Below are 23,161 nucleotides of genomic sequence, written 5' to 3' on the forward strand. Positions count from 1 at the left end.
CCGCGTGCGCGCACAATCCTTCCCTTGCCGACGGGCAGACGGGTGGATCAGACGGCCGGGAAGAGCTTCCAGCGACCGGGGCGGAAGGCCACCCGGCTTTTCTGCGCCGCGGGGTGATCGACCGGCAGTTCGATTTCGACCCGCTGGCGCTCGCCACCGATTTCGAGTTCGACGCGCCTGGTGCCGGCGACGCGGCGACTGGCGGCGACCGTGCCGGCGATGCAGCCGCTGCAGCCGTCCAGCAATTCGACATCGTGCGGACGGAAGAACAGCGTCGCATCGCCCGAGGGCTCGTGGGGCGCGGAAAGTCCGATCGGACGGTCGGCGAGCCAGATCTCGCCATTCTCGACCTTGACGGGAAGCGAGCTCGATTCACCGATGAAGCCGTAGACGAAGGGCGAGTTCGGCGTGTCGTAGATGTCGTCGGCGGTGCCGACCTGCTCGATGCGGCCCTGGCTCATCACCACGACGCGGTCGGCAAGCTCCAGTGCCTCTTCCTGATCGTGCGTGACGAAGACGGTGGTGTGGCCGGTGGCGTCATGGATTTCGCGCAGCCAGCGGCGCAATTCGCGGCGCACCTGCGCGTCGAGCGCGCCAAACGGTTCGTCGAGCAGCAGCACCTTGGGCTCGATCGCCATGGCGCGCGCCAGCGCTACGCGCTGGCGCTGGCCGCCGGAGAGCTGTGCCGGATAACGCTTTTCCAGCCCAGAAAGCTGGACGAGGTCGAGAAGCTCGGAGGCACGGCGGCGGATCTCCTGTGCCGGCGGTCGCGACGGCCCGTGCCGGACCTTGAGGCCGAAGCCGATATTGTCGGCCACCGTCATGTGCCGGAACAACGCATAGTGCTGGAAGACGAAGCCGACATTGCGCTCCTGGATCGACCTCTGCGAGGCGTCCTCGTCGCCGAAGAAGATTTTTCCCCGTGTCGGCCGCTCCAGCCCGGCGATCAGCCTGAGCAGGGTCGTCTTGCCGGAACCGGACGGCCCCAGCAGCGCGATCAGTTCGCCCGACTTGATATCGAGCGACACGTCGTGCAGCGCCGGAAACCGGTCAAACTCCTTGCGCACGTTGGCAACGCGAACTTCCATGCAAATCCCTCTGTCAGTGTCCGCGCGTCGCGGCAATCTCGGCGCCGTAGCGCATCTCGAGAAGTGTTTTCAAGACCAGCGTGACGAGCGCGAGGCCCGCAAGCAATGAAGCGACGGCAAAGGCGCCGACGGCGTTGTACTCGTTATAGAGGATTTCGACATGCAGCGGCATGGTGTTGGTCAGGCCGCGTATATGGCCCGACACCACCGAAACCGCGCCGAACTCGCCCATGGCACGTGCGTTGCACAGAAGCACGCCATAGAGCAGCCCCCATTTGACGTTGGGCAAGGTCACATACCAGAAGGTCTGCCAGCCATTGGCGCCGAGCGAAAGGGCTGCCTCCTCGTCGCCATTGCCCTGTTCCTGCATCAGCGGGATCAGTTCGCGGGCGACGAAGGGGAAGGTGACGAAGACGGTGGCCAGCACGATGCCGGGCACAGCAAACAGGATGACGATGCCATGTGCCTTCAGCCAGCCGCCGAGCAGCCCCTGGGCGCCGAACAGAAGCACATAGACCAGGCCTGATATGACCGGCGAGACCGAGAAGGGCAGGTCGATCAGCGTGGTCAGGAAGGCCTTGCCCTTGAACTCGAACTTGGCGATCGCCCAGGCGGCGGAGATGCCGAAGACGATGTTGAGCGGCACCGAGATCGCTGCGACAAGCAACGTCAGCCGGATCGCCGAGCGCGTGTCGGAATCGCTCAGCGATTGGGTGTAGGCACCGACGCCTTTCGCCAGCGCTTCGTGGAAGACGATGATCAGCGGCAGGAGCAGGAAGATGCCGAGGAAGGCGAACGCAATGGCCATCAACGCCACACGTGCCGGGCGGCTTTCCGTGACCGCCGCCGACTGGCTCTCGTGGTGCGGTTCGTAGGATTTGATCTCGGGATCAGCCATAGCGCTTGCGGCTCCATGTCTGCACGAGATTGACGACCAGCAGCATGACGAACGACAAAGCGAGCATGATCGCCGCGATCGCGGTCGCCGCCGGGTAATTGTATTCCTCCAGCCGGATGACGATCAGCAGCGGCGCGATCTCGGATTTATAGGGCAAATTGCCGGCGATGAAGATGACCGAGCCGTATTCGCCGACGCCGCGCGCGAAGGCCAGCGAAAAGCCTGTGATGATGGCCGGCGCCAGCCCCGGAAACAGGATGCGGGTGATGATCTGGAAGCGGCTCGCGCCGAGCGTTGCGGCGGCTTCTTCCACTTCCTTGTCGATCTCCTCCATGATCGGCTGCACGGTGCGCACGACGAAGGGCAGGCCGATGAAGACCAGTGCAATGACGATGCCGAGGGGCGTATAGGCGACCTTGATGCCGAGCGGCATCAGTAATTTGCCGATCCAGCCGTTCGGCGCGTAGAGCGTGGTCAGCGCGATGCCGGCCACCGCCGTCGGCAGCGCGAAGGGCAGGTCGACCATCGCATCGACGATGCGGCGGCCGGGAAAGCGGTAGCGCACCAGCACCCAGGCGACCAGCGTACCGAACACGACATTGACCGCAGATGCGATGAAGGCGGTGCCGAAGCTGATTTCAAGCGCGTTGATGGTGCGGCGATCGGTGGCGATGGCCCAGAATTCAGGCCAGCCAAGGGCGGCCGAGCGCCAGAGCAGCCCGGACAGCGGGATGAGGATGATGAGGGTGAGGTAGGCAAGCGAGAAGCCGAGCGTCAGTCCGAAACCCGGAATGACACTCGGCTGCCTGAATCGCCACCCCGCCTGCGCGGGTGCTGTGGTCATAACGTCCTGATCTAGATCTAGCTCACTGGGCCGGCTTGTAGATCTGGTCGAATATACCACCGTCGCCGAAATGATAAGGCTGTGCTTTCTTCCAGCCGCCGAAAAGCGGATCGTCGATGGAAATCAGCTTGATTTCAGGTGTTTTGGGGAGATCCTCCGGCGCCACAAGTTCGGGCTTGGCCGGACGATAGTGGTTCTTGGCGATGATCGTCTGCCCTTCCTTGGAATAGAGCCAGCCCAGATAGGCTTCGGCGACCTTGCGCGTGCCCTTGGCGTCGACATTGGCGTCGACAATCGCCACCGGCGGCTCGGCCAGGATGGATGTCGGCGGGTAGACGATCTCGAAATTGTCGGCGCCGAATTCGTCGAGTGCCAGATAGGCATCGTTTTCCCAGCCGATCAGCACGTCGCCGATGCCCTTTTGCGCGAAGGTCACGGTCGAGCCGCGCGCACCGGTGTCGAGCACCGGAGCATTGGCGTAAAGCTTGCCGACGAACTCCTTGGTCTTGGCCTCGTCGCCGCCATCATTGGCGTTGGCGTAGGCCCAGGCGGCGAGATAGTTCCAGCGTGCACCGCCGGATGTCTTGGGATTGGGCGTGATCACCTGGGTGCCGTCCTTGACCAGATCGTTCCAGTCGTGAATGCCCTTGGGATTGCCCTTGCGAACGAGAAAGATGATTGTGGACGTGTAAGGAGCTGAATTGTTTTCGAATTTGGTGCGCCAGTCGGGATTGATCTTCTTCGATTTCGAGACGATGGCGTTGATGTCGCCTTCGAGCGCCAGCGTCACCACGTCGGCGTCGAGTCCGTCGATCACGGCGCGGGCCTGGGCGCCCGATCCGCCATGCGACTGCTGGATGGTGACCGTCTCGCCGGTCTCGGCCTTCCAATGTGCCACGAAAGCTTCGTCATAGGCCTTGTAGAGCTCGCGTGTCGGATCATAGGACACGTTGAGAATGGTGGTATCGGCAAACGCGAAACCGAGCGTGCCGAACTGGACAGATGTGGCGACCAGTGCGCCGAGCAGTTTCCTGAAATGAGGTTTGGTCATTTCTGCCTCCGTTGAACCGGCGCCAAATCTACCGAATTGATAGAATTTAGATGCATTCAATGTTGCCTTTTTTGCCCCCTTGAAGAAAATTTTCGACGATATTTCGTGGTATGGAGAAATTTCTTCCTCATGGCCGCACGGAGCCAATTCCGAGCCTGCCTGACGGTTCATCTAGGCTTTGGACCGGCCGGGACAAGGACGTCGCCGGCGAGGGCCTTCGCTGTCGATGCTGATCAGCGAGGCGATGTTCGGGCTGTTGAGCGGCACCGACGAGGGGCAGCGATGGCAAGCGGCCGTGAAAGCTGAGGCCATACAGGAAGCCGGGGCAGAAGGCGATGTTCTGCTTTTCCGGTGTGCCGGGATCGATGCGGACCAGGAAGCCGCGGCCGGATCGAGCACCCACAGCGCGTCGTCATGGACGCGCGGCGAATGCGGCATCGACAAATCGTCGACCACCGCCGGCTTGGTCGCGTCACTCGGCGCTGATTGGAAAATCGAAACGCTGCTTGGCGAAGGGTTCGTGTTCCAGCGTAAAGTGCCACCATTCGCGGGCATAGTTCTTGAAACCGCCGGTGCGCATGGCATCGACAAGCATCTTGCGGTTTGCCGTAGCTTCGCCGGCGAGCCCGCGGTGGGCGGTTTCGCTCATCGGATCAAAGCAGTCGAAGCCGGTGCCGAAATCGAGGGTCTCGGCATCGACGGCGCCGCAGGCCGGTTTCGGCGCGGATGTCCTGTCGGTTCGCGCGATGGCGACATCGACGGTCGAGCCGCGAGAATGGCTGGACAGTTCGCCGACATAGCCCTTGGCGATGAGGTCGCCACGCTTGACCCGGGGATACCATTGCGGATCGGGCGGCCCATCCTCTCGCGTCCATTCGCCCATGTCGGCGACCGCACGGGCAGGGCGGTAGCAATCGAACACGACCAGCGTCAGGCCCCTGGCGGCGATCGCCTTCTGGATACCGGAGAGCGCCTTGGCCGCCTGTTCGGTGAGGATGCACACCGGCGCGTCATAGCCATTGGCTTTGCGATGGAGGAAATCGTCAGGTCCGGCGTAGCGGATGTCCTGGCGGATCGAGGGGTCGACATCGGCGAGCCGGACAAAGCCGGCGGGCAGGGCGTCGGCATGTGCCGGCAGAGCCAAAGCCACGACCATCAGCGTGCAAAAGCCAATGCGCTGAATCGGCTGGCGCATTTTATTCAAGGAACACTTTCACTCGACGAACACCTTTACACTGGCCGCACGCCCGGCGGCGTCGATCACGGTCAGCGTCGAGTAGCCGGCGCCGTCCGGCAGCCAGGTGGCGGTGCGGCGGCGGTCGATGCCGGTGAGCGGCTTGCCGTTGGCCAGCCAGCGGAACGGCGCCCGGCCACCTTGCAGCTTCAGCACCAGCGGCGAGGCATCGGCAGAGTTGGTGCCGAGATCGACGCGGGCGCCGTCCGGCGGGAAGATGATGGTCGGTGCGGGTTCGGTCGGCGCAGCCTGCACCAGGCCGTCCGAACCGGCGCCAAAGCGGGCGAGCGTCACCGGCAGGTCCTCGCGTTTGGGGCTGAACACGCCGGGCGGCTTGCCCGGCAATGGCACGGTGGCGAGGCCCGAGCGGACAAAGCCCTCGAACAGGATGGGAGCAGCCGAGACATAGCCGGACAGGCCAGGCACCGCGCCGGCATCGGGACGGCCGACCCAGACGCCCAGCACATAGCGGCCGTCGAAGCCGACCGACCAGGCGTCGCGATAGCCATAGGAGGTGCCGGTCTTGTAGGCGATGCCGCGTTGCAAGGCACCCTCGGGCGGCTTGACGCCAGACAGGATGTCGATGATCTGCCAGTTGGCCTGATTGTCGAGGATGGTGGCGGTGGTGCGCTCTGCGTTGGCCGGTTCGGTGCCGTCATGCAGCGTGTGCGTCTTGCCGCCATTGGCGAGCCCTGTGTAAAGCTGGACGAGATCGCGCAGCGTCACACCGACGCCGCCGAGGCCGATGGCCAGGCCCGGTGCCTCATTGACCGGCAGTATCGGGTTCACCCCCGCCTGGCGGAAACGCGCCATCAGCCGGGTTGGCCCGACCGCATCGAGCACGCGGATCGCCGGCACGTTGAGCGACAGCTGCAGCGCCTGGCGGATGCTGACGTCGCCCTGGTAGCCCATGTCGAAATTCTTCGGCCGGTAGCCGGAGAAATCGACGGGGCTGTCGTCGATCAGCGTTTCCTGCGCCACCAGCCCCTGCTCGAAGGCAAGCCCGTAGATGAATGGCTTCAGCGTCGAGCCGGGCGATCGGACGATCTTGGTCATGTCGATCCAGCCGGAGCGGCTGGCGTCGAAGAAATTGGCCGAGCCGACTTCGCCGAGAATATCGCCGGTGCGGGCGTCGGCGAGCACCATGGCGACGGAGAGGCGGGGTCCAAGCTTGGTGGCGGCGTCCCTGGCCACCTGCTCCAGCCCTTCCTGGACACTTTTGCGGATCGTCAACTGCAAGGGCTGGCCAGGCACGGCCTTGGGCAGCATCGCATAGGCGGTGTGCGCGGCGAGTGCCGGCAGTGTGCGGCGCAGGCCCGAGACGTCGTCAAGTGCCGCGCGCGCGGCCTCGCGCTCGCCGAGCAGGCCGGCTGACACCATGCGGGTCAGCACCCGGTCGCGGGCGGCGTGGGCAATCTGCAGGTTGCGGTCGGGCCGGCGCTTTTCCGGCAATTGCGGCAAGGCGACGAGCAGCGCGGCTTCGGAAACGGTGAGCCGCTTCGGTTCCTTGCCGAAATAGGCGAGCGAGGCGGCGCGCACGCCTTCGAGATTGCCGCCATAGGGCGCCAGCGTCAGGTAGCGTTCGAGGATCTCGCGCTTGGACAGCCGGCGCTCGATCTGGATGGCGCGCAGCATCTGCTTGAGTTTGGAGCCGAGGCTGCGGCTTTCGCGCGGCTCGATCAGCCGGGCGAGCTGCATCGACAGGGTCGAGCCGCCGGAGACGATGTGGCCGCTGGTGGCGAACTGGCCGGCGGCGCGGGCCAGCGCCAGCACGTCGACACCCTCATGGTCCCAGAAGCGCTTGTCTTCATAGGTGACCAGCATGTCGACGAACTGCTTGTCGACCTGGTCGAGCCTGGTTTCGAGCCGCCAATAGCCATCCGGCGTGGCGAAGGCCCGCAACAACTGGCCGTCGCGGTCCTGCACCTCCGTCGAGACCGTGAGTTCGGCCGGGAGTGGGGGCGGGAAGGCGCGATCGAGTTCCCAGAGGCTGGCGACAGAGAGCGACGCTAGGCCGGCAAGGGAGACGCCCGTGATGGCTGCCCGGCGCAGGAATTTTCTCGAGAGCATGGCGCTGCCCCTCATCCGCCTGCCGGCACCTTCTCCCCGTATAGTGACGGGGAGAAGGAGGCTCTCGTAAGCACATTCGCCATTTTCATGATTGCTACCATCGCCGCCTTACGGCGCCTTGATCTCCATCATGCCGGTGGCGGTGCGGGCCGAATATTGCGGCCGGTACATGTCTTCCACCGTCGCCGCCGGATGGGCGTAGGTGCCCGGCGTCACCGCGCGCACGACATAGGCGAGGGTCAGATTGTGGTCGTGGTCGCCGTCGCTCGGATTGAACGCCGCGACGAAACGGTCGTCGCGGAATTCGAGATGGGCGGCATCGGTCTGCGCCAGCCAGGAGAAGTTCGTCAACTGGGCGCTGGAGACCAGGCCCGGATTGTCGATCTCGAAGCCGGCCGGCAACAGGTCGGTGATCAGCAAGCGCGAAGGCCAGGTGTTCTGCTCGTTGACCTTGAGCACGACGACATAGCGCTCGTTCTGCGTCGCCTCGGTGACATTGGCTGCGGTGCCATCGAGCTTGTAGTAGGTGCGGTCGATGGTGAAGCCGTCGCCGCTCGCCGGCAAGGGCTGGATCGGCGACGCCACGGTGGTGACGACGGCCTGCAGCGGGGTCTTGCCGGTGTTGGCGATGGTCAGCGGGCTGTCGACCAGCTCGCTGCCGTTGATCTGGTCGGAATAGCCGCCGGCATGCTGCGCACCATTGACGGTCAGCGTGATCGTATCATTGCCTTCCTTCAGCGCGCGGGCCGCCAGCAGCATCCAGGATTCGTCCTGGGTGCTGGTCCAGCGGGCTTGCGCGCGTTCCCTGGTCACCAGCTTGATCAGCTCCGGCACGATCTTCGGCACCGGCTTCGATTCCGCCGCCAGCGCCAGCATCGCCGCGCCGTCACGCAGCGGCGAGCCATAGTCGGAGCGGTAGTAGTCGTACTCGGTGGCTGACCTGGCCAGTTGCAGGGCGGTCTGGAACGTGGACTCCGCGCGCGGGGTATCGCCGTAGAGCGCAAGGCTCGCCGCTAGCTGGGCAACCGCCATCGGGCTGGAGAAGGCTTCGAGCTGGGTGTCGGCATAGTAGCGCAGATCGCCGATCGAGGCCTTCTTGTTGCGGGCCAGAACGTAGAGGGCGTAGGCGATCTCGCTGCCACGGTCCTGTACGCTCTGGTCGTAGCCGAGCGAGTTCTGCAGATTGCTCAGCGCCTGGTTCATGGCCAGGCTCGGCACGTCGTATTTCTGCTCGCGCGCCCTGGTCAGGAAGTCCGTGACATAGGCATCGAGCCAGAGGTCGCCGGAGCCCGGACCCCACAGGCCGAAGCTGCCGGCCGAGGCCTGGTAGCTCAGGACCTTGTAGATGGCGTCCTGGATACGGCCATGCAGGTCAGGATCGCTGGCCATGCCGATGCCGGACGCCATTTCATTGACGTAGAGAAGCGGCATGGCGCGGCTGGTGGTCTGCTCGGCGCAACCGTAGGGGTAGCGGTCGAGCGTCATCAAAAGCGACGGCACGTCGAAGGCCGCGGCCTGCGAAACGCCGACGCTGACGGAAGCGCCGTCGAGCAGGCTTGCCGCCAGGAGCTCCTTGTCGACGCGCAGAGCGCCACCATTGCCCTTGAGGTCGACCACCAGGCGGGTGGTGACCGGCAATTGTGCCGGGCGCACCGGTAGATAGAGCGTCTGCTCGACCTTCGTGCCATCGGCGTGGGCGAGCTTGATGGTAAGCGAGGCGTTGCCCGCCGTCTGAGCGATCAGCGGCACGGTCAGGGTTTGGCGTTTGCCCTGAGCAAGGGTCAGCTTCTGGGGCAGGGGCTTGTCGCCCGTCGACAGGTCGCCTGTCGTTTCGATCGACAGAGCGTAGTCGCCGGCCGGGCCATCGGTGTCGGCGACATCGAGGCGCATGACGGCGGCGTCGCCAGGCGCCAGGAAGCGCGGCAGGCCGGCGGTGATCACCACCGGATCGCGCACGATGACGTCGGACTGGGCATGGCCCACCGCTTCCTTGGTCCAGGCGACAGCCATGACGCGTACGGTGCCGTTGAACTGCGGAATGTCGAAGTCGATCCGCGCCTTGCCGTCGGCATCGAGCTGCACCGGGCCGGAGAAGAAGGTGACCAGCTTTTCGGTCGGCGGGCTGCCTTGCGTCTGCATGTTGGCGCCGTCGCCGCCGGTCCTGAGCTTGCCGGTGTTACCCAGCGAGCCATCGATCAGGCGGCCGTAGAGGTCGCGGATTTCCATGCCCAGCATGCGCTGGCCGAAGAACCAGTTTTCCGGGTCCGGCGCCTTGTAGTTGGTGAGGTTGAGGATGCCGACATCGACGGCGGCAACCATGACATAGGCGTTGCTGCCCGGTTGCACGCCGGCCACGGAAACCGGGATCGACAGCTGCTGGCGCGGCATGGTCTTGTCCGGCGGCGTCAGGGTGACGGCGAGCTTCTTCGAGCCCGGGTCGACCTTCAGCCATTTCACGCCGATGGCGCGGGCCGGCATGCGCGTTTCCTGCGCATCGCCCGGCCGGAACAGGGTTGCCGTGACATAGGCGCCGGCGCCCCAGTCATCGCCGACCGGGATGTCGACGGTGCTGCCGCCGACAGGCACGGTTGCCGTGACCGTCTTCAGCAGCTTGTCGGAGCCGATGTTGATCAGAAGCTCGCCGGCAAAATGCGGCGAGACCTTGAGCTTGGCCACTTCGCCGGCGGCATAGGTGTCCTTGTCGAGGGCGATCTCGAGGCCGTCAGGCGTTTCGGTGGTGGTCGATGAGACATACCAGCCGGCATCGAACTCGTAGCTGGTCGCCGGACCCTCGGGATCCGAGGTCTCGACCTCGAGCCGGTACTGGCCCCAATCGACCGGTACGGAGACCGTTGCGTCGCCGTCGGCACTGAGGTCGACCTGGCCGTTGGCGATCGACTTGGTGAAGGTGACCGGCTCGTAGTTCCAGGAATTGTTGGAGCGGTACCACTGATAATTGCGTTCGACCTTGACCAGCGTCCACTGCGCGCCTTTCAGCGCCTCACGCTTGCCGTCCGGATCGACGGCGATCAGGCTGAACTTGGCCGTGCCGCCCTGCGGCACTTCACCGTCGGCGAAATCCGGACGGATGCCGATCATATGGCCTTGCGGGCGGATGCCGATGTTGAGCGAACGCTCGATGGCGCGGCCGCCGGTTTCGCGCATGCGCACCGTCACCTTGGCGTCGACCAGCTTGGTGGTCGAGGGCAGCTGCTCGACGGAGACCGGGAACGTCACCTTGCCGTCGTCGCCAACCACCGGCAGATCGGTGAGGGGGGTGACCGTGGGTTCGGCCGACTGCTCGTCGGCGAGGCCGAAGGAAAAGCCCTGGAAGCGGTCCCAATCGCGGGACGTCGAGAGCGTCAATTCGCCTTCGAGCGCGAGGCCCGCCGCCGGCGCGCCATAGAGAAAGCGGCCGTCAATGTTGATGTTGGCGGTTTCGCCCTGCGCGATCTCCTGCTTGTCGGCGCTCATGTCGAATTCGATGCGATCCGGCACGAAATCCTCGACCAGGAACATCTGGCTGGCCACCGCCGGCTGCTTGGGATCGGTGTAGATCGACACCGACCAGGTGCCGCGCATGGCGTTGGGCTCGAGCGGCAGGTCGACGGCATGGCCGCCGGCCGATGCGCCGTCACTGACGATGCGGCGGTCCTCGACGCCGTCGGGGCGCGAGAAGATGAAGGTCAGCGGCAGGTTCTCGACCGCCTTGGCGGCGCCATCGCGGGCAAGGGCCGCCACATGGACATCCTCGCCGGCGCGGTAGATGCCGCGCTCAGTCCAGGCATAGACGTCGAGCGCGCCGGGCGCGGGGCGTCCGGTGACGCCGCGGTCGGACAGGTCGAAGCCGGCCCTGCCCATGTCGAGGAAGACGAAGTCATTGTCTCCTTGTTTGGCCATCAGCACGGCCGGCACCATGCCGCCGTCGCCACGCGTCAGACCGGGGTTGAAGACGGCGTGGCCGTCCGCATCGGTGGTCGCGGTGCCGAGAACCTCGTTGTTCCTGGCAACCAGCGTCAGTTCGGCGCCCGATATCGGCTTGGCGCTGCCCAGCGAACGGGCAAAGACATTGAGCCCGTCCTGGCCGGTATAGGTCGACAGGCCGATGTCGGAGACGACGAACCATTGCGTGGCCATCGAGTTGTAGTCGTCGCTCTTGTCGCTGACGGCCTGGGCAGTCAGCACATAGACGCCGGGCTTGCGCTGCGGCAGCGCTTCGTCGACGGGGAAGGAGGTGGTGACCTCCTTGTTCAGATCATTGGCGATGTCGAGCTGACCTTGCCAGACCGGCTCGCCCATCTGCTCGGAAATGTTGGAGATATCGTAGCCGTCGAGCTGATGCAGGAACTGGTAGCCCGACAGCAGCTGGGCCAACGAGCGGTCGCCGATGCGGTAGAGCTTCATTTCGGCGGCGTTCATGTTGACGGTGACGACCGGAATGCCGCGGCGCGCGCCGGCCGGCAGCACGAAGCTGTCGCCGGTGAACCGGGCCGAGGGTGCCCGATCCTGCACATAGATCGACAGCACCACGGGAGCGGCAGTCACCTCGCCGATGGCGGCCGGCAGGCCGGCGCGGAAGGTGACGTCGTAATGCTGGCCATGCTCCAGCCCTTCGACGCAGATCTGCTTGTCCTTGGCCTCGACGCCCTTGGGCGGCGCGTTGTCGACGGTGACGAACTGGGCGTAGTCGACGCCGGTCTTGACCAGATCCTCGGAGAATTGCACGCAGATGCGCGGCGCGCTGGTGTCGGCATCGACGGTGTGGTCGATGACGCGGAAACCCTTGCGCGCCTTCAGATCGGCATAATCGGCCTGCACCGCCGGCGAAGGCACCAGCGCAAGGCTGGCCTCATAGGCCTGCAGCGCCGGGCGGTAGAGGTCACGCTTGTCGAGGCCGTTGCCGAGCAGGGCCAGCACTTCGGCGCGCGTCTTGGTGGTGCGCAGCAGCTTGTAGGCATTGAAAGCGGCCGAAGTGCCGTTGGCCGGCAAAGTGGAGGCTTCGGACGTGTTGGCGGCAGGCTGCACGGCCAGCGTTTCACGCGCCAGGTTGAGCCAGAATTGGCCATTGTCGGGCAGCACCGAGACCGCGGCCTCGTATTTCAGCATGGCGGAGCGATGGTCGCCGGTCAGCACGGCCTGCTCGGCAGCGTTCGTCAGCGCCGTCAGCCCTTCGGTGGGCTTGTCATATGCCGGGCCGAGCAGTTTGTTGCGGTATTGCTGGGCCTGATCGGCCATCCAGTTCGGGAAGAAGGCGAGTTCCGGCGGCGCGCCGATGTCGGGGTCGCCATCGATGTTGACGACCTTGCCGGCGACCGCGCCGTTGAAGGTTTTCAGCTGGTTGTAGTCGGATTTGAGGAAACACCATTTGGCCTTGGTGTTGTAGGTGAAGGCGCGGCAGGCCGGATCGCCAAGACATGTCGTCTTGCACTGGTCCAGCGTGACATTCTGGTCGGACCTGAGGTCAAAGCCGAAATAATCGGAATTGTCCGTTGTCGCGATTCGCCGGGCTTCGGCCGCTTGTGCGACACCTCCCCAGGCTAAGACATTGGCCCAGGCAAGAAACAGAAGAATCAGGATCGACAGACCACGAGCCGCGCGCATTGCCATAACACCCTCCCAGACACTGCTGACGTCCAGGGCATGATCAAGCATCAGTCAGGCTTGTCAACACACGGACGCGGCAGGGTTCCGCCTGCCAACGGTTTCCTTTCCGGCCGATGACCGGTAGTACCTCCATAAGACAGGGGATCACGCTTTCTTGCGGCAACGCAGAAGGTGTGAATTCCAAGCCCTGCCTATTTCAGACAATTGGATTGTGGCCCCTTTACGAGCGCTTCAGAACTTCATTCCAATTTTAGTTTTTCAATCTAGGTTGTCTTAATGCCGGCGCATGAAGAGCAGATGTCAGGAGGTACCGCGCCAGGGCGTGTGCTTCCGCGCGCCCTGCTTTTGGCCATGCTTTGCTCGACCGCACTTGTCGCCGAGGCCGGAAATGCCACCGCTTTCGAGCTTTTCGGCATCAAGCTGTGGGGGGCGTCCAAGGACGAGGACGCCGACATCGTCGACCCCATGCGCTATGCCGTGACCATCTCCGCGCCCGACGCCGACAAGGATCTCGTCAAGAAGCTGGAAAACGCCTCGACGCTGAAAAGTGACGAGGAGCGCCCGGTTTCCGGCTCGCTCGGGCTGATGGCCAAGGCGCGCAGCGACCGTGAACAGCTGATCGCCTCGCTCTATGCCGATGCCCGCTACGAAGGCGTCGTCACCATCACTATCGACGGCAAGCCGCTGGATGACTTGCCGCCGGATGCGGAATTCAAGGGTCCGCAGCCGGTTCCGGTGGCCATCGATATTGCCAGTGGGCCGAAATTCACTCTCGGCAATGTCCGGCTGGAGGGCGACGCGGCGGGGCTGATGAGCGCCGATTATGGCCTGATCGCCGGCGGCGACGCCGGTTCCGGCGCCGTGCTCAAGGCCGAGGCGCTGGTCGTGCGGACACTGAAAGAGCAGGGCAGGCCGCTGGCCAAGGTGACAGACCGCCAGATCGTCGCCGACCATGCCACCTCGACGCTCGACGTGACGCTGACGGTCGCCGCCGGGCCGGTCGCCGGCTATGGCGACACCACGGTGGAAGGCACCGAGAAGGTCGATCGCGACTTCACCGAATACATGACCGGCCTCAAGCGTGGCCGGCAATACTCGCCGCAAGAGATCAGCGACGCGCGCGACCGGTTGCTGGCGCTTGAGGTCTTCAACAGCGTGACGTTCAAGGAAGCCGACAAGCTCGATGCCGACGGCAACATTCCGATCGGCGTCCAGGTCAGCGAGCGCAAGCCGCGCTATTTCGGCGTCGGCGGCACGTTCTCCAACACCGAGGGCCTCGGCCTGGAAGGCTATTGGGGCCACCGCAACCTGTTTGGCCACGCCGAAAAACTACGCATCGACGGCGCCATCAGCGGCATCGGCAGCAATGACCTCAGCCAGCTCAACTATAATGCCGGCATCATGTTCGAAAAGCCCGGCGTGATCGGGCCGGCATCGAAATTCTTCGCCAGCGTCAAGACCGTGCTCGAGCATCCGGACGCCTACGATCATTTCTCGATCAAGGGCAGCACCGGCCTGTCCTACGAACTTACCAAGAAGCAGACGGTGTCGGCGGAAGTCTCGCTCGACTATTCGCGGATCCACGACGCTTTCGGCAAGCACAAATACCTGATCGCCAGTATCCCGCTGCAATATGTCTACGACAACAGGGACAACCGGCTGAATCCGACCAGCGGCTTCCGGGTGCTGGCCTATGCGGAGCCCAGCTACGACATTCTGAGCGGCGCGGCGTTCCTCAAGCTGAAAGGCGAGGGATCGGCCTATCAGTCACTGGATTCGGCCTCGAAGTTCGTGCTGGCCGAACGCGTAGCGGTTGGCTCTATCGTCGGCACCGGGCTTCAGAATGTGCCGGCCGACCGGCGCTTCTATTCCGGCGGCGGCGGCTCGGTGCGCGGCTACGCCTATCAGGGCATCGGCCCGAAGGATCCTACCGGACAGCCGATCGGCGGCCTGTCGTTCTTCGAGACCTCGGTCGAAATGCGCATTGGCATCACCGACACGATCGGCATCGTGCCGTTCATCGATGCCGGCACGGTGTCGACCAGGTCGGTTCCCAACTTCTCCGACGTCAAGATGGGCGCCGGCGTCGGCCTGCGCTATGTCACGCCGTTCGGGCCGCTGCGCATCGACGCCGCCGTGCCGCTCAACCGCGACCCCGGCGATCCGCATTTCGGCATCTATGCCGGCATCGGACAGGCGTTCTAAGCCATGAAGACATTCAGGCGCATCCTTCGCATCGTCCTCTACACGTTGCTCATCGTGATCGCCGGAGCGATCGGCGCGTTGGTGGTGCTGACCAAGACCGAGCGCGGACGCGACAATCTCGCCGGTATCATTTCGCGGCTGGCATCGAGCGATGACAGCAAGATCACCGTCAGCGGCATCGACGGCATCTGGTCGGGCGCGCTCAGTGTCGACCATGTGGTGCTGGAGGACCGCGAGGGCGCCTGGCTGGTGGCGCGCAAGGTCGCCGTCGACTGGTCGCCGCTGGCGCTGCTGTCGAAAAGCTTCAGCGCCGAGCGCATCGCGGCCGAGCGCATCGAACTGGCGCGGTTGCCAGTGGCGAGCACGCAACCAGCGCAGAGCGGCGGCACGACGACGCTGCCGGTCTCGCTCGACATCAAGCAGATAGACCTGCCCGAAATCGCACTCGGCCAGGACCTGGCCGGCAGCGGCATTGCCGAACTTGCCGCCAAGGGGATGCTCAAGGCCGATGCCGCGCCGCTGGCGGTCGAGACGACGCTCAACGTCACCCGCCATGACGGCAAGCAGGGCAATGTCGACGCCAATATCCACTTTGCGCCAGCAGATAACAGGCTCGACCTTGACCTCAAGGCCTCGGAGCCGGCAGGCGGCATCATCGCCAATCTGCTCAAACTGCCCGATACCCCGCCGGTCGACATAACCGTCTCGGGCACGGGTCCGCTCGCCAACTGGAACGGCATCGGCACATTCACAGTCGATGGCAAGATCGTCACGCAACTGACGGGCCGCCACCAGTCGACCGACAAGGGCAGCCATGTCGAGGCCAAGGGCGACGGTGAGTTCGAGCGTTTCCTGCCCGAAAATCTGAAGCCGCTGTTTGCCGGCAAGACCAGCTTCGATGTCGCGGGAACGGCGATTGCCGCTGGCGGCGTCGATATCGAGCATGCCAGCATCGAAAGCTATGCCATGCACGGAACGGCCGCCGGCATGGTCGATCCGAAAGGTGGCAGCGACCTGTCGGTTGAACTCGCCGCCAAAGGCGCGCCTGTGGTGATCAGTGTCGGCAGCACGGCGCAGCCGATCGCGCTGGCGATCAAGAGCGCCACCGCCCGTGCGTTCGGTGACGGCAAGACGCCGATCATCGACATCGGCGCCTCCTTCGTTTCGATCGTCGCCGGCGGAACGCGGCTGGACGATCTGGCGGCGCAGATCCATTCCGACGGCTTCGACATCCAGAATCGCGCCGGGCCGGTTACCGTCAAGCTGGAGGCGGGCGGCCTGAAAACCGACGTGGCGACACTGGCGCCACTGATCACCGGCAAGGTCAACGTCGATCTGGCCGGATCGATCAGCAAGGACGCCATTGCCATCGACCAGGGCACCTTGCGCTCCGACGCGGTCAACGCCTCGCTGACGGCGACGGTGGCGCTTGCCGATCTGTCAATGCAGCTCAAGATGAATGCCGATGCGGTGGCGACGGCCTTGCCGCCGCAGATCGCCTCGGTGCTCGGCGCCCGGGTGAAGTTCTCGGCCGCGGCGACCCGCGATCCGCAGGGATCTTTCGCCGCCAACTCGATCTCGTTCACCTCCGGCACGCTCAGCGCCAGCGGCACCGCCAGCGCGCAAGGCAGCGACATCCAGGCCGACATCAAGGGCAGGCTGGGCGACGTTTCTGTGTTGTCGCCGATGGTTGGCGTGCCGGTTGCCGGCGGCATCGATTTCGCGCTGTCGGCAAGCGGGGCCAGGACGGCGCCGGATTTCACCGTCTCCGCCGACAGCGACAGCCTGACGGCTTCGGGCCGCACCGTGAAGACCATCAAGCTGACGGCAAGCGGCAAGGCCGACATCGCCAGTCCCGCCGCCAATGTCTCGCTGACCGGCTCCGTCAACGACCAGCCGCTCGACATCAAGGCGGCGCTGGTGACGAGCGAGGGCAAGCGTTCGATCGATGGCTTCCTGGTCTCGCTGGGCGACAACAAGGTCTCGGGCGACCTCGCGCTGGATGAAAAATTCATGCCCTTGGGCACGCTGACGCTCGACGCGCCCGCCATTGACCAATTGGCCGCGCTCGCCGGCCAAGCGGTGACGGGCGACATCGACGGCACCATCCGCTTCGCTAGGGATGGCGACGCGCCCTCGGTCGCCATCGACGCGAAGAGCACGTCGATTGCGCGCGGCGAGGTGACGGCCAAGGCCATCACCGTCGATGCGCTGATTGCCAACTATCTCAAGGCGCCGGCGATCTCCGGTTCGATCAAGGCCGACAGCGTCACCTCCGGAACCACCGAAATCGGCGGCATCGGCGTCGACCTGAAGCGCGACGGCGACTGGACCAATTTTACCGGCGGCGCCACCATTGCGGGCATCCCGGCAACAGCTGCCGGCCGGGTCAAGATCGCCGACGGCACGACCAGCGTCGAAATTGCTTCTGGCGAAGCCACGGTTCGCGGCATCAAGGCCGCGATCGCGGCGCCCTCTACTGTTTCCATCGCCAATGGCACGACCAGCATCGAGAAGCTGGCGCTCGATGTCGGCGGCGGTTCGGTGACGCTGTCCGGCACCGCGGGTCAGGCGCTCGACCTGGCAGCGGAATTCTCGGCACTGCCGGCAGCCCTTGCCAATGCTTTTTCACCCGGTCTCGATGCCGTGGGTACGCTGGGCGGTACTGCGCAAGTGACCGGGTCGCCATCTGTGCCCGAGGTTCGGTTCAACGCGCAATTGGCTGGCGTCGAAACCAGCCAGACCCGCCAGGCCGGGCTCGGGCCGCTGGCTGTCGACGCGGCCGGCAGCTACACCATGGCGGGCGGCGTCGCTCTCGACCATGCGACGCTTATCGGTGACAAGATTTCCGGCAAGGCGACGGGCACCCTCAATCCGAATGGCGCCAGCGATTTCGTCCTCGATCTCACATCCTCCGGTCCGAGCCTGCCGCTGACGCTGGGCAGTGCTGAAAGCCCGATCAAGCTCGAACTGCAGGCGCTTTCGGTGAAAGCTGCCGGGCAGGGCACGCAGCCGCGGCTCGATATTTCGGCGACGCTGCCCTCGGTCGCAACCAATCTGACCAAGGTCGAGGGCGTCGCGGTCGCTTTGCATTCCGATGCCTTCGATCTGAAGACCCGGACGGGACCGATTTCCGGCACCGTTTCGGCCGACACGATCGGCCTCGACAATCCTACCATCGCGCCGCTGATTGCCGGCAAGGTGACGGCCAAGGTCGCCGGCAGCCTCGCCACGGACGCCGTCACCATCGACAGCGGCTCGGTGACGAGCGATGCGCTGAACAGCGGTTTTAGCGGTCGGGTATCGTTGGCCGACGGCGCCATCGACCTCAATCTGAAAGCCGACGCCGCTTCCGCGGCACTGCCGGCCGCGGTGCGCGGTGTGCTTGCCGAACGCGCGCAACTGAGCGCGGTGCTGAAGCGCGATGCTGCCGGCAATGTCAATGTCGATGGATTGAAGCTGGCCTCGGGCGCGCTGACCGCCGAGGGCCAAGCCAGCCTCGCCGACAACAAGGTCGCCGCCGACATCAAGGGCGCTCTGAGCGATATTTCATTGCTGTCTAAGGACGCCAAGGGCGCCATTGCCTTCGCCCTGAATGCGCAGGGACCGGCCACCGCACCGGATCTGTCGCTGACGGTCGATAGTGACCGGCTTCTGGTGGCAGCGCGCGAGATCACCGGGCTGAAGCTCACCGCCTCCGGCAAGGCCGATGCCGCCAATCCGGCGGCGAACGTGCAACTGACCGGCAATGTCGCCGGCCAGGCGCTGCAAGGCAGTGCGGTGCTGGCGACGGCTGACGGCAAGAGCGCCATCAATGGCCTGCTGCTGTCGCTCGGCAAGAACAGGATTTCCGGCGACCTGGCGTTGGACGAGAAGTTCGTGCCGGTCGGCACCATCGCGCTCGACCTGCCAGACATCGGTCCGCTGGCGGCGCTTGCGCTGGAAAAGGCCGAGGGCGATGTGCGCGGCACCATTGCTTTCTCGAAGAACGGCACCGCACCCCAAGTGGCGATCAAGGCTGCGACGGCATCGATCTCGCGCGGCGACCTCCAGGCAAAGGCCGTTTCCATCGATGCGCTGATCGCAAACTATCTCGCGGCACCGGTGATCTCCGGAAAGATCCGTGCCGACACCGTCACCTCCGGCGGCACCGTGATCAGCGGCATCGATGTCGACCTAAAGCGCGACGGCGACTGGACCGGCTTCTCCGGCGGCGCCACCGTCAAGGGCATCCCGGCCAAGGCTACGGGCCGGGTGAAAGTGGTCAATGGCACGACCACCATCGAGCTCGCGTCCGGCCAGGCGACGGTCCAGGGCATCAAGGCAGCCATCGCACAGGCCTCGACCATCAGCATTGCCAATGGCACGACGACGCTGGACCGTCTGGTGCTCAACCTCGGCGGCGGCACGGCGACGGTGACCGGCAAGGTCGCCAAGGCACTCGACATCAATGCGACCCTGGCGCGGGTGCCGATGTCGCTGGCCAACAGTTTCTCGCCGGGGCTCGATGCCGCCGGTTCAATCTCGGGCACGGTGAAGGTGACGGGTGCGCCGGCGACCCCCGCTGTTGCCTTCAACATCGACGCCGGCGTGCAGACGTCGCAGACCCGCGGCGCCGGTATCGGCGCGGTGGGTGTTTCTTCTTCCGGCACCTTCGCCGCCAACAAGCTGACCTTCAACGCCAATGTCAGCGATGGAGCCGGCCTTGGCATCAAGGGCGGCGGCACCGTGACGACGGCAGGCACGCCGGCGCTGGTGCTCGACTTCAATGGCGCCGTGCCCTTCGGGCTGCTCAGCCAGAAGCTCGCCGCGCAAGGGCTGTCGCTGTCTGGAACCGCCAATGTCAACGTGCAGGTTCGGGGTCCCGCGACATCGCCTGTCATCGGCGGCAGCGTCAGCGCCTCGGGAGCGCGGTTGCTCGATGCGCGCTCGGGCCTCGCGGTCAACGATCTCGCCGTCGATGTGTCGATCAGCGGCGGCGTTGCCAGGATCAACCGGCTGACCGGCACGCTGTCGACGCGCGGCAGCCTGTCGGCCAGCGGCACCGTCGGCATCAATCCGGCGCAAGGGTTTCCGGCCGATCTGTCGATCAAGCTCGTTGACGGCCGCTATACTGACGGCCGGGTGGTGACCGCCAATCTCGGCGGCGACTTGACGATCAAGGGGCCACTGACATCCGCACCGGTGATTGCCGGCACCGTCAATCTCGCCAAGACGGTGATCACGGTTCCTGACAAGCTGCCCGGCTCGCTTTCGGCGCTCGACGTCAAGCACAAGAATGCGCCAGGCGCCGTGCGGGCGCAGGACAAGGCGCTGCGTCCGCCGACGACCAGCGGCGGTGGCGGCGGCAGCGGCCTCACCCTCGATGTCACGGTCAATGCGCCGAACCAGATCTTCATCCAGGGCAGGGGCGTCGATGCCGAACTCGGCGGCTCGCTCAGGCTGACCGGGCCGGCATCGTCGCCGCAAGCGGTCGGTACCTTCACGCTGCAGCGCGGACGGCTGTCGATCTTGGGCAAGCGCCTGACCTTCACCGAAGGCACGGTAGGTTTCTCCGGCTCGCTGGTGCCTTACCTCAATTTGACGGCGACAACGACGACGACCAGCACAACCGTGACCATCGTGGTGTCGGGCGAGGCGACCAATCCGAAATTCACCTTCTCCTCGGTGCCGGCGCTGCCCGAGGACGAGGTGCTGGCGCAGCTGATCTTCGGCCGCTCGATGTCGAACCTGTCCCCGCTGCAGATCGCCCAGCTCGCCGAGGCGGCCGGGCAACTGGCCGGCGTCGGCGGTTCGACGTCGCTGCTTGAAAACCTGCGCAGCGCCATCGGCGTCGACGATCTGGATGTCACCACCGACGACAAGGGCGGCACGGCGGTTTCGGCCGGCAAGTATCTCAACGATCGCACCTATGTGACGATCCAGAAAGGTGACAAGCCGGGTTCTGGCAAGGCGACCATCGACCTCAATGTCGGGCGCGGCGTCAAATTGCGCGGCGAGGCCAACGATGCCGGCGAGGCCAAGGGCGGCATTTTCTACGAGAAGGAATACTGACGTAAGGTTGATATTCAGGTGATGCCGGCCTGCAAACGACGGCCTTCTGCGCTTCCGGTGCTCACGGACCCGAATGTCCGCTCCGGTTCTCGAAAGCCACCGTTTTCGGCTCGGCCTGGCCTGAATCTCAATACACCTTAAGCCCGGCTTTTGGCCCCATGGTAGCTCCAGGCTGGTGCTGTCCGCCCTTCAGTAAATGTCTCAGTTTAATGGACTATCGAGATTCCTGAGGAATCCGTCGGGCAGTAGCAATTTTGCGCCAAGACTGTCGTTATCACGCGAACCGCTCCCCCTCCAAAGTTGCACATTCCTGTACATGTTCCCAATCCATGCCGTCTTTGACATCATGGCCCGGATGCGGAATGTTAAAAGGCGGAAAGCCAACAATGGGAGTTAAGTCATGACAATTTACAAGAGTAACGGCGATCGCGTTCCCGACCACATCCTGGCGATGGCTGAAGAAGCCAAGGCCGGCAAGGTGGATCGCCGTGAATTCCTGGCGCTGGCCAGCGTCTTCGGCGCGTCGACGGCGATGGCCTACGGCATGCTCGGTCTTGCCGTGCCGACCGAGGCGCGCGCGGAAGATGCCCCCAAGAAGGGTGGCATCCTGAAGGTCGCACAGTGGGTCAAGGATCCAAAGGATCCGCGCAAGTCCGACTGGTCGGAAATCGCCAATGCCGAGCGTCAGGCGCTCGAGCCGCTGGTCAAATACACCACCGAATATACGTTCCGCCCCTATCTGCTCGAGAGCTGGGATGTGAATGACGACGCCACCGAATACGTGCTGCATGTGCGCAAAGGCGTTACCTGGCACAACGGCGATGCGTTCACCGCCGACGATGTGGTGCACAACTTCAACCGCTGGGGCGAGAAGGCTGCCGAAGGCAATTCCATGCCCGGCCGCCTCGGCACCCTGTTCGACGACAAGACCGGAAAGCTGCGTGAAGGCGCGGTGACCAAGGTCGACGACATGACCGTCAAGCTGTCGCTGACCAAGCCCGACATCTCGATCATCCCCGGCATTTGCGACTATGTCGCGCTCGTCGTCCACAAGACCTTCGATGAAAAGGGCGGCGATTTCAAAGCCTGCCCGATCGGCACCGGCCCGTTCGAGCTCGTCTCCTACGATGTCGGCCAAAAGGTGGTCTACAAGCGCCGCGCCGACAACAAATGGTGGGACGGTGACGTCTATCTCGACGGTGTCGAGTTCATCGACTACGGCACCGATCCGGCTGCCATGGTCAGCGCCTTCGAGGCGGGTGAGGTTCACACCAATTTCGAGACATCGGCCGACTACGTGTCGATCCTCGACGGCATGGACCTGGTCAAGTCCGAAGTCGTCACCGCTTCGACCATCGTCTGCCGCACCAACGTCAACAACAAGCCTTACGACAACGAGAAGGTGCGCAAGGCACTGCAGCTCGGCGTCGACAACAATGTCGTCCTCCAGCTCGGTTACGGCAATGCCGGCTCGGTCGCCGAGAACCACCATGTCTGCCCGATCCATCCGGAATATTACGAGCTGCCGAAGCTCACCCGCGATCCCGCCAAGGCGAAAGCCTTGATGGCGGAAGCCGGCCAGGCCGACTTCGAACACGACTTGATCACGGTCGACGAGGACTGGCACAAGAACACCGGTGATTCCATCGCCGCGCAGTTGCGCGACGCTGGCATCAAGGTGAAGCGCACGGTGCTGCCGGGCTCGACATTCTGGAACGACTGGCTGAAGTATCCGCTGTCGATGACAAACTGGAACATGCGGCCGCTCGGCGTCCAGGTTCTGGCGCTTGCCTACCGCACCGGTGAAGCCTGGAACGAATGTGCATGGTCGAACCCTGACTGGGACGCCAAGCTCAACGCCGCGCTTTCGGTTGCCGACGCGACCAAGCGCAAGGAGATGATGAAGGATATCGAGCAGATCCTGCAGGATTCCGGCATCATCATCCAGCCCTACTGGCGCAAGCTCTACAGCCACTCGGTTGCCGCTGTTAAGAACTACAAGATGCATCCGACGTTCGAGCGCGACTACGGCAAGATCTGGCTCGACCAGGCCTGATCGGGCGATCGGGGAAAGGGGCGATCTGCCCCTTTCCCTGCGCTCTTGCATGGTTCC

At 64.5% G+C, this 23,161-nt stretch carries 10 protein-coding genes; 3 read left to right on the forward strand and 7 right to left on the reverse strand.

Going from position 1 to position 23,161, the window contains the following annotated elements; all coding sequences use genetic code 11:
• Nucleotides 1–47 precede the first annotated feature (47 nt).
• The 7 genes from AC1D10_RS18780 to AC1D10_RS18810 all read right to left on the reverse strand — a co-directional run bounded on the left by AC1D10_RS18780 (nucleotide 48) and on the right by AC1D10_RS18810 (nucleotide 12,792).
• On the reverse strand, nucleotides 48–1,088 hold the full coding sequence (locus tag AC1D10_RS18780) for a sulfate/molybdate ABC transporter ATP-binding protein (protein WP_477274404.1): 1,041 nt from the start codon (nucleotides 1,086–1,088) through the stop codon (nucleotides 48–50).
• A gap of 13 nt (nucleotides 1,089–1,101) precedes the next feature.
• On the reverse strand, nucleotides 1,102–1,986 hold the full coding sequence (gene cysW / locus AC1D10_RS18785) for a sulfate ABC transporter permease subunit CysW (protein WP_477274406.1): 885 nt from the start codon (nucleotides 1,984–1,986) through the stop codon (nucleotides 1,102–1,104).
• Nucleotides 1,979–2,830: a sulfate ABC transporter permease subunit CysT gene (gene cysT / locus AC1D10_RS18790; protein WP_477274408.1), complete on the reverse strand. Its 852-nt coding sequence runs from the start codon at nucleotides 2,828–2,830 to the stop codon at nucleotides 1,979–1,981. Before cysT ends, cysW begins: the two co-directional genes overlap by 8 nt.
• 22 nt (nucleotides 2,831–2,852) lie before the next feature.
• Nucleotides 2,853–3,881: a sulfate ABC transporter substrate-binding protein gene (locus tag AC1D10_RS18795; RefSeq protein WP_477274410.1), complete on the reverse strand. Its 1,029-nt coding sequence runs from the start codon at nucleotides 3,879–3,881 to the stop codon at nucleotides 2,853–2,855.
• A gap of 472 nt (nucleotides 3,882–4,353) precedes the next feature.
• The gene (locus AC1D10_RS18800) at nucleotides 4,354–5,076 is read right to left on the reverse strand and encodes a M15 family metallopeptidase (protein ID WP_477274412.1); all 723 of its coding nucleotides are present in this window, start codon (nucleotides 5,074–5,076) and stop codon (nucleotides 4,354–4,356) included.
• An 18-nt stretch (nucleotides 5,077–5,094) separates the two neighbouring features.
• On the reverse strand, nucleotides 5,095–7,185 hold the full coding sequence (pbpC, locus tag AC1D10_RS18805) for a penicillin-binding protein 1C (RefSeq protein ID WP_477274414.1): 2,091 nt from the start codon (nucleotides 7,183–7,185) through the stop codon (nucleotides 5,095–5,097).
• Nucleotides 7,186–7,293: 108 nt separating this feature from the next.
• Nucleotides 7,294–12,792: an alpha-2-macroglobulin family protein gene (locus AC1D10_RS18810; protein WP_477274416.1), complete on the reverse strand. Its 5,499-nt coding sequence runs from the start codon at nucleotides 12,790–12,792 to the stop codon at nucleotides 7,294–7,296.
• Nucleotides 12,793–13,065: 273 nt separating this feature from the next.
• Here AC1D10_RS18810 and AC1D10_RS18815 point away from each other — a divergent pair, with 273 nt between their 5' ends.
• The 3 genes from AC1D10_RS18815 (at nucleotide 13,066) to AC1D10_RS18825 (ending at nucleotide 23,104) form a co-directional block, all read left to right on the forward strand.
• A complete protein-coding gene (locus tag AC1D10_RS18815) occupies nucleotides 13,066–14,994 on the forward strand; it encodes an autotransporter assembly complex protein TamA (RefSeq protein ID WP_477274418.1) in 1,929 nt (642 codons plus the stop codon).
• A gap of 3 nt (nucleotides 14,995–14,997) precedes the next feature.
• Nucleotides 14,998–21,048 (forward strand): translocation/assembly module TamB domain-containing protein, encoded by a 6,051-nt coding sequence (locus AC1D10_RS18820; RefSeq protein WP_477274420.1) that lies wholly within the window; start codon nucleotides 14,998–15,000, stop codon nucleotides 21,046–21,048.
• A 400-nt stretch (nucleotides 21,049–21,448) separates the two neighbouring features.
• Nucleotides 21,449–23,104 carry an ABC transporter substrate-binding protein gene (locus tag AC1D10_RS18825; protein WP_477274422.1) on the forward strand — a complete coding sequence of 552 codons (1,656 nt, stop codon included), beginning with the start codon at nucleotides 21,449–21,451 and terminating at the stop codon, nucleotides 23,102–23,104.
• The last annotated feature ends 57 nt before the right edge of the window (nucleotides 23,105–23,161 follow it).

It is taken from the genome of Mesorhizobium sp. P2_A8 (genome assembly GCF_056404935.1).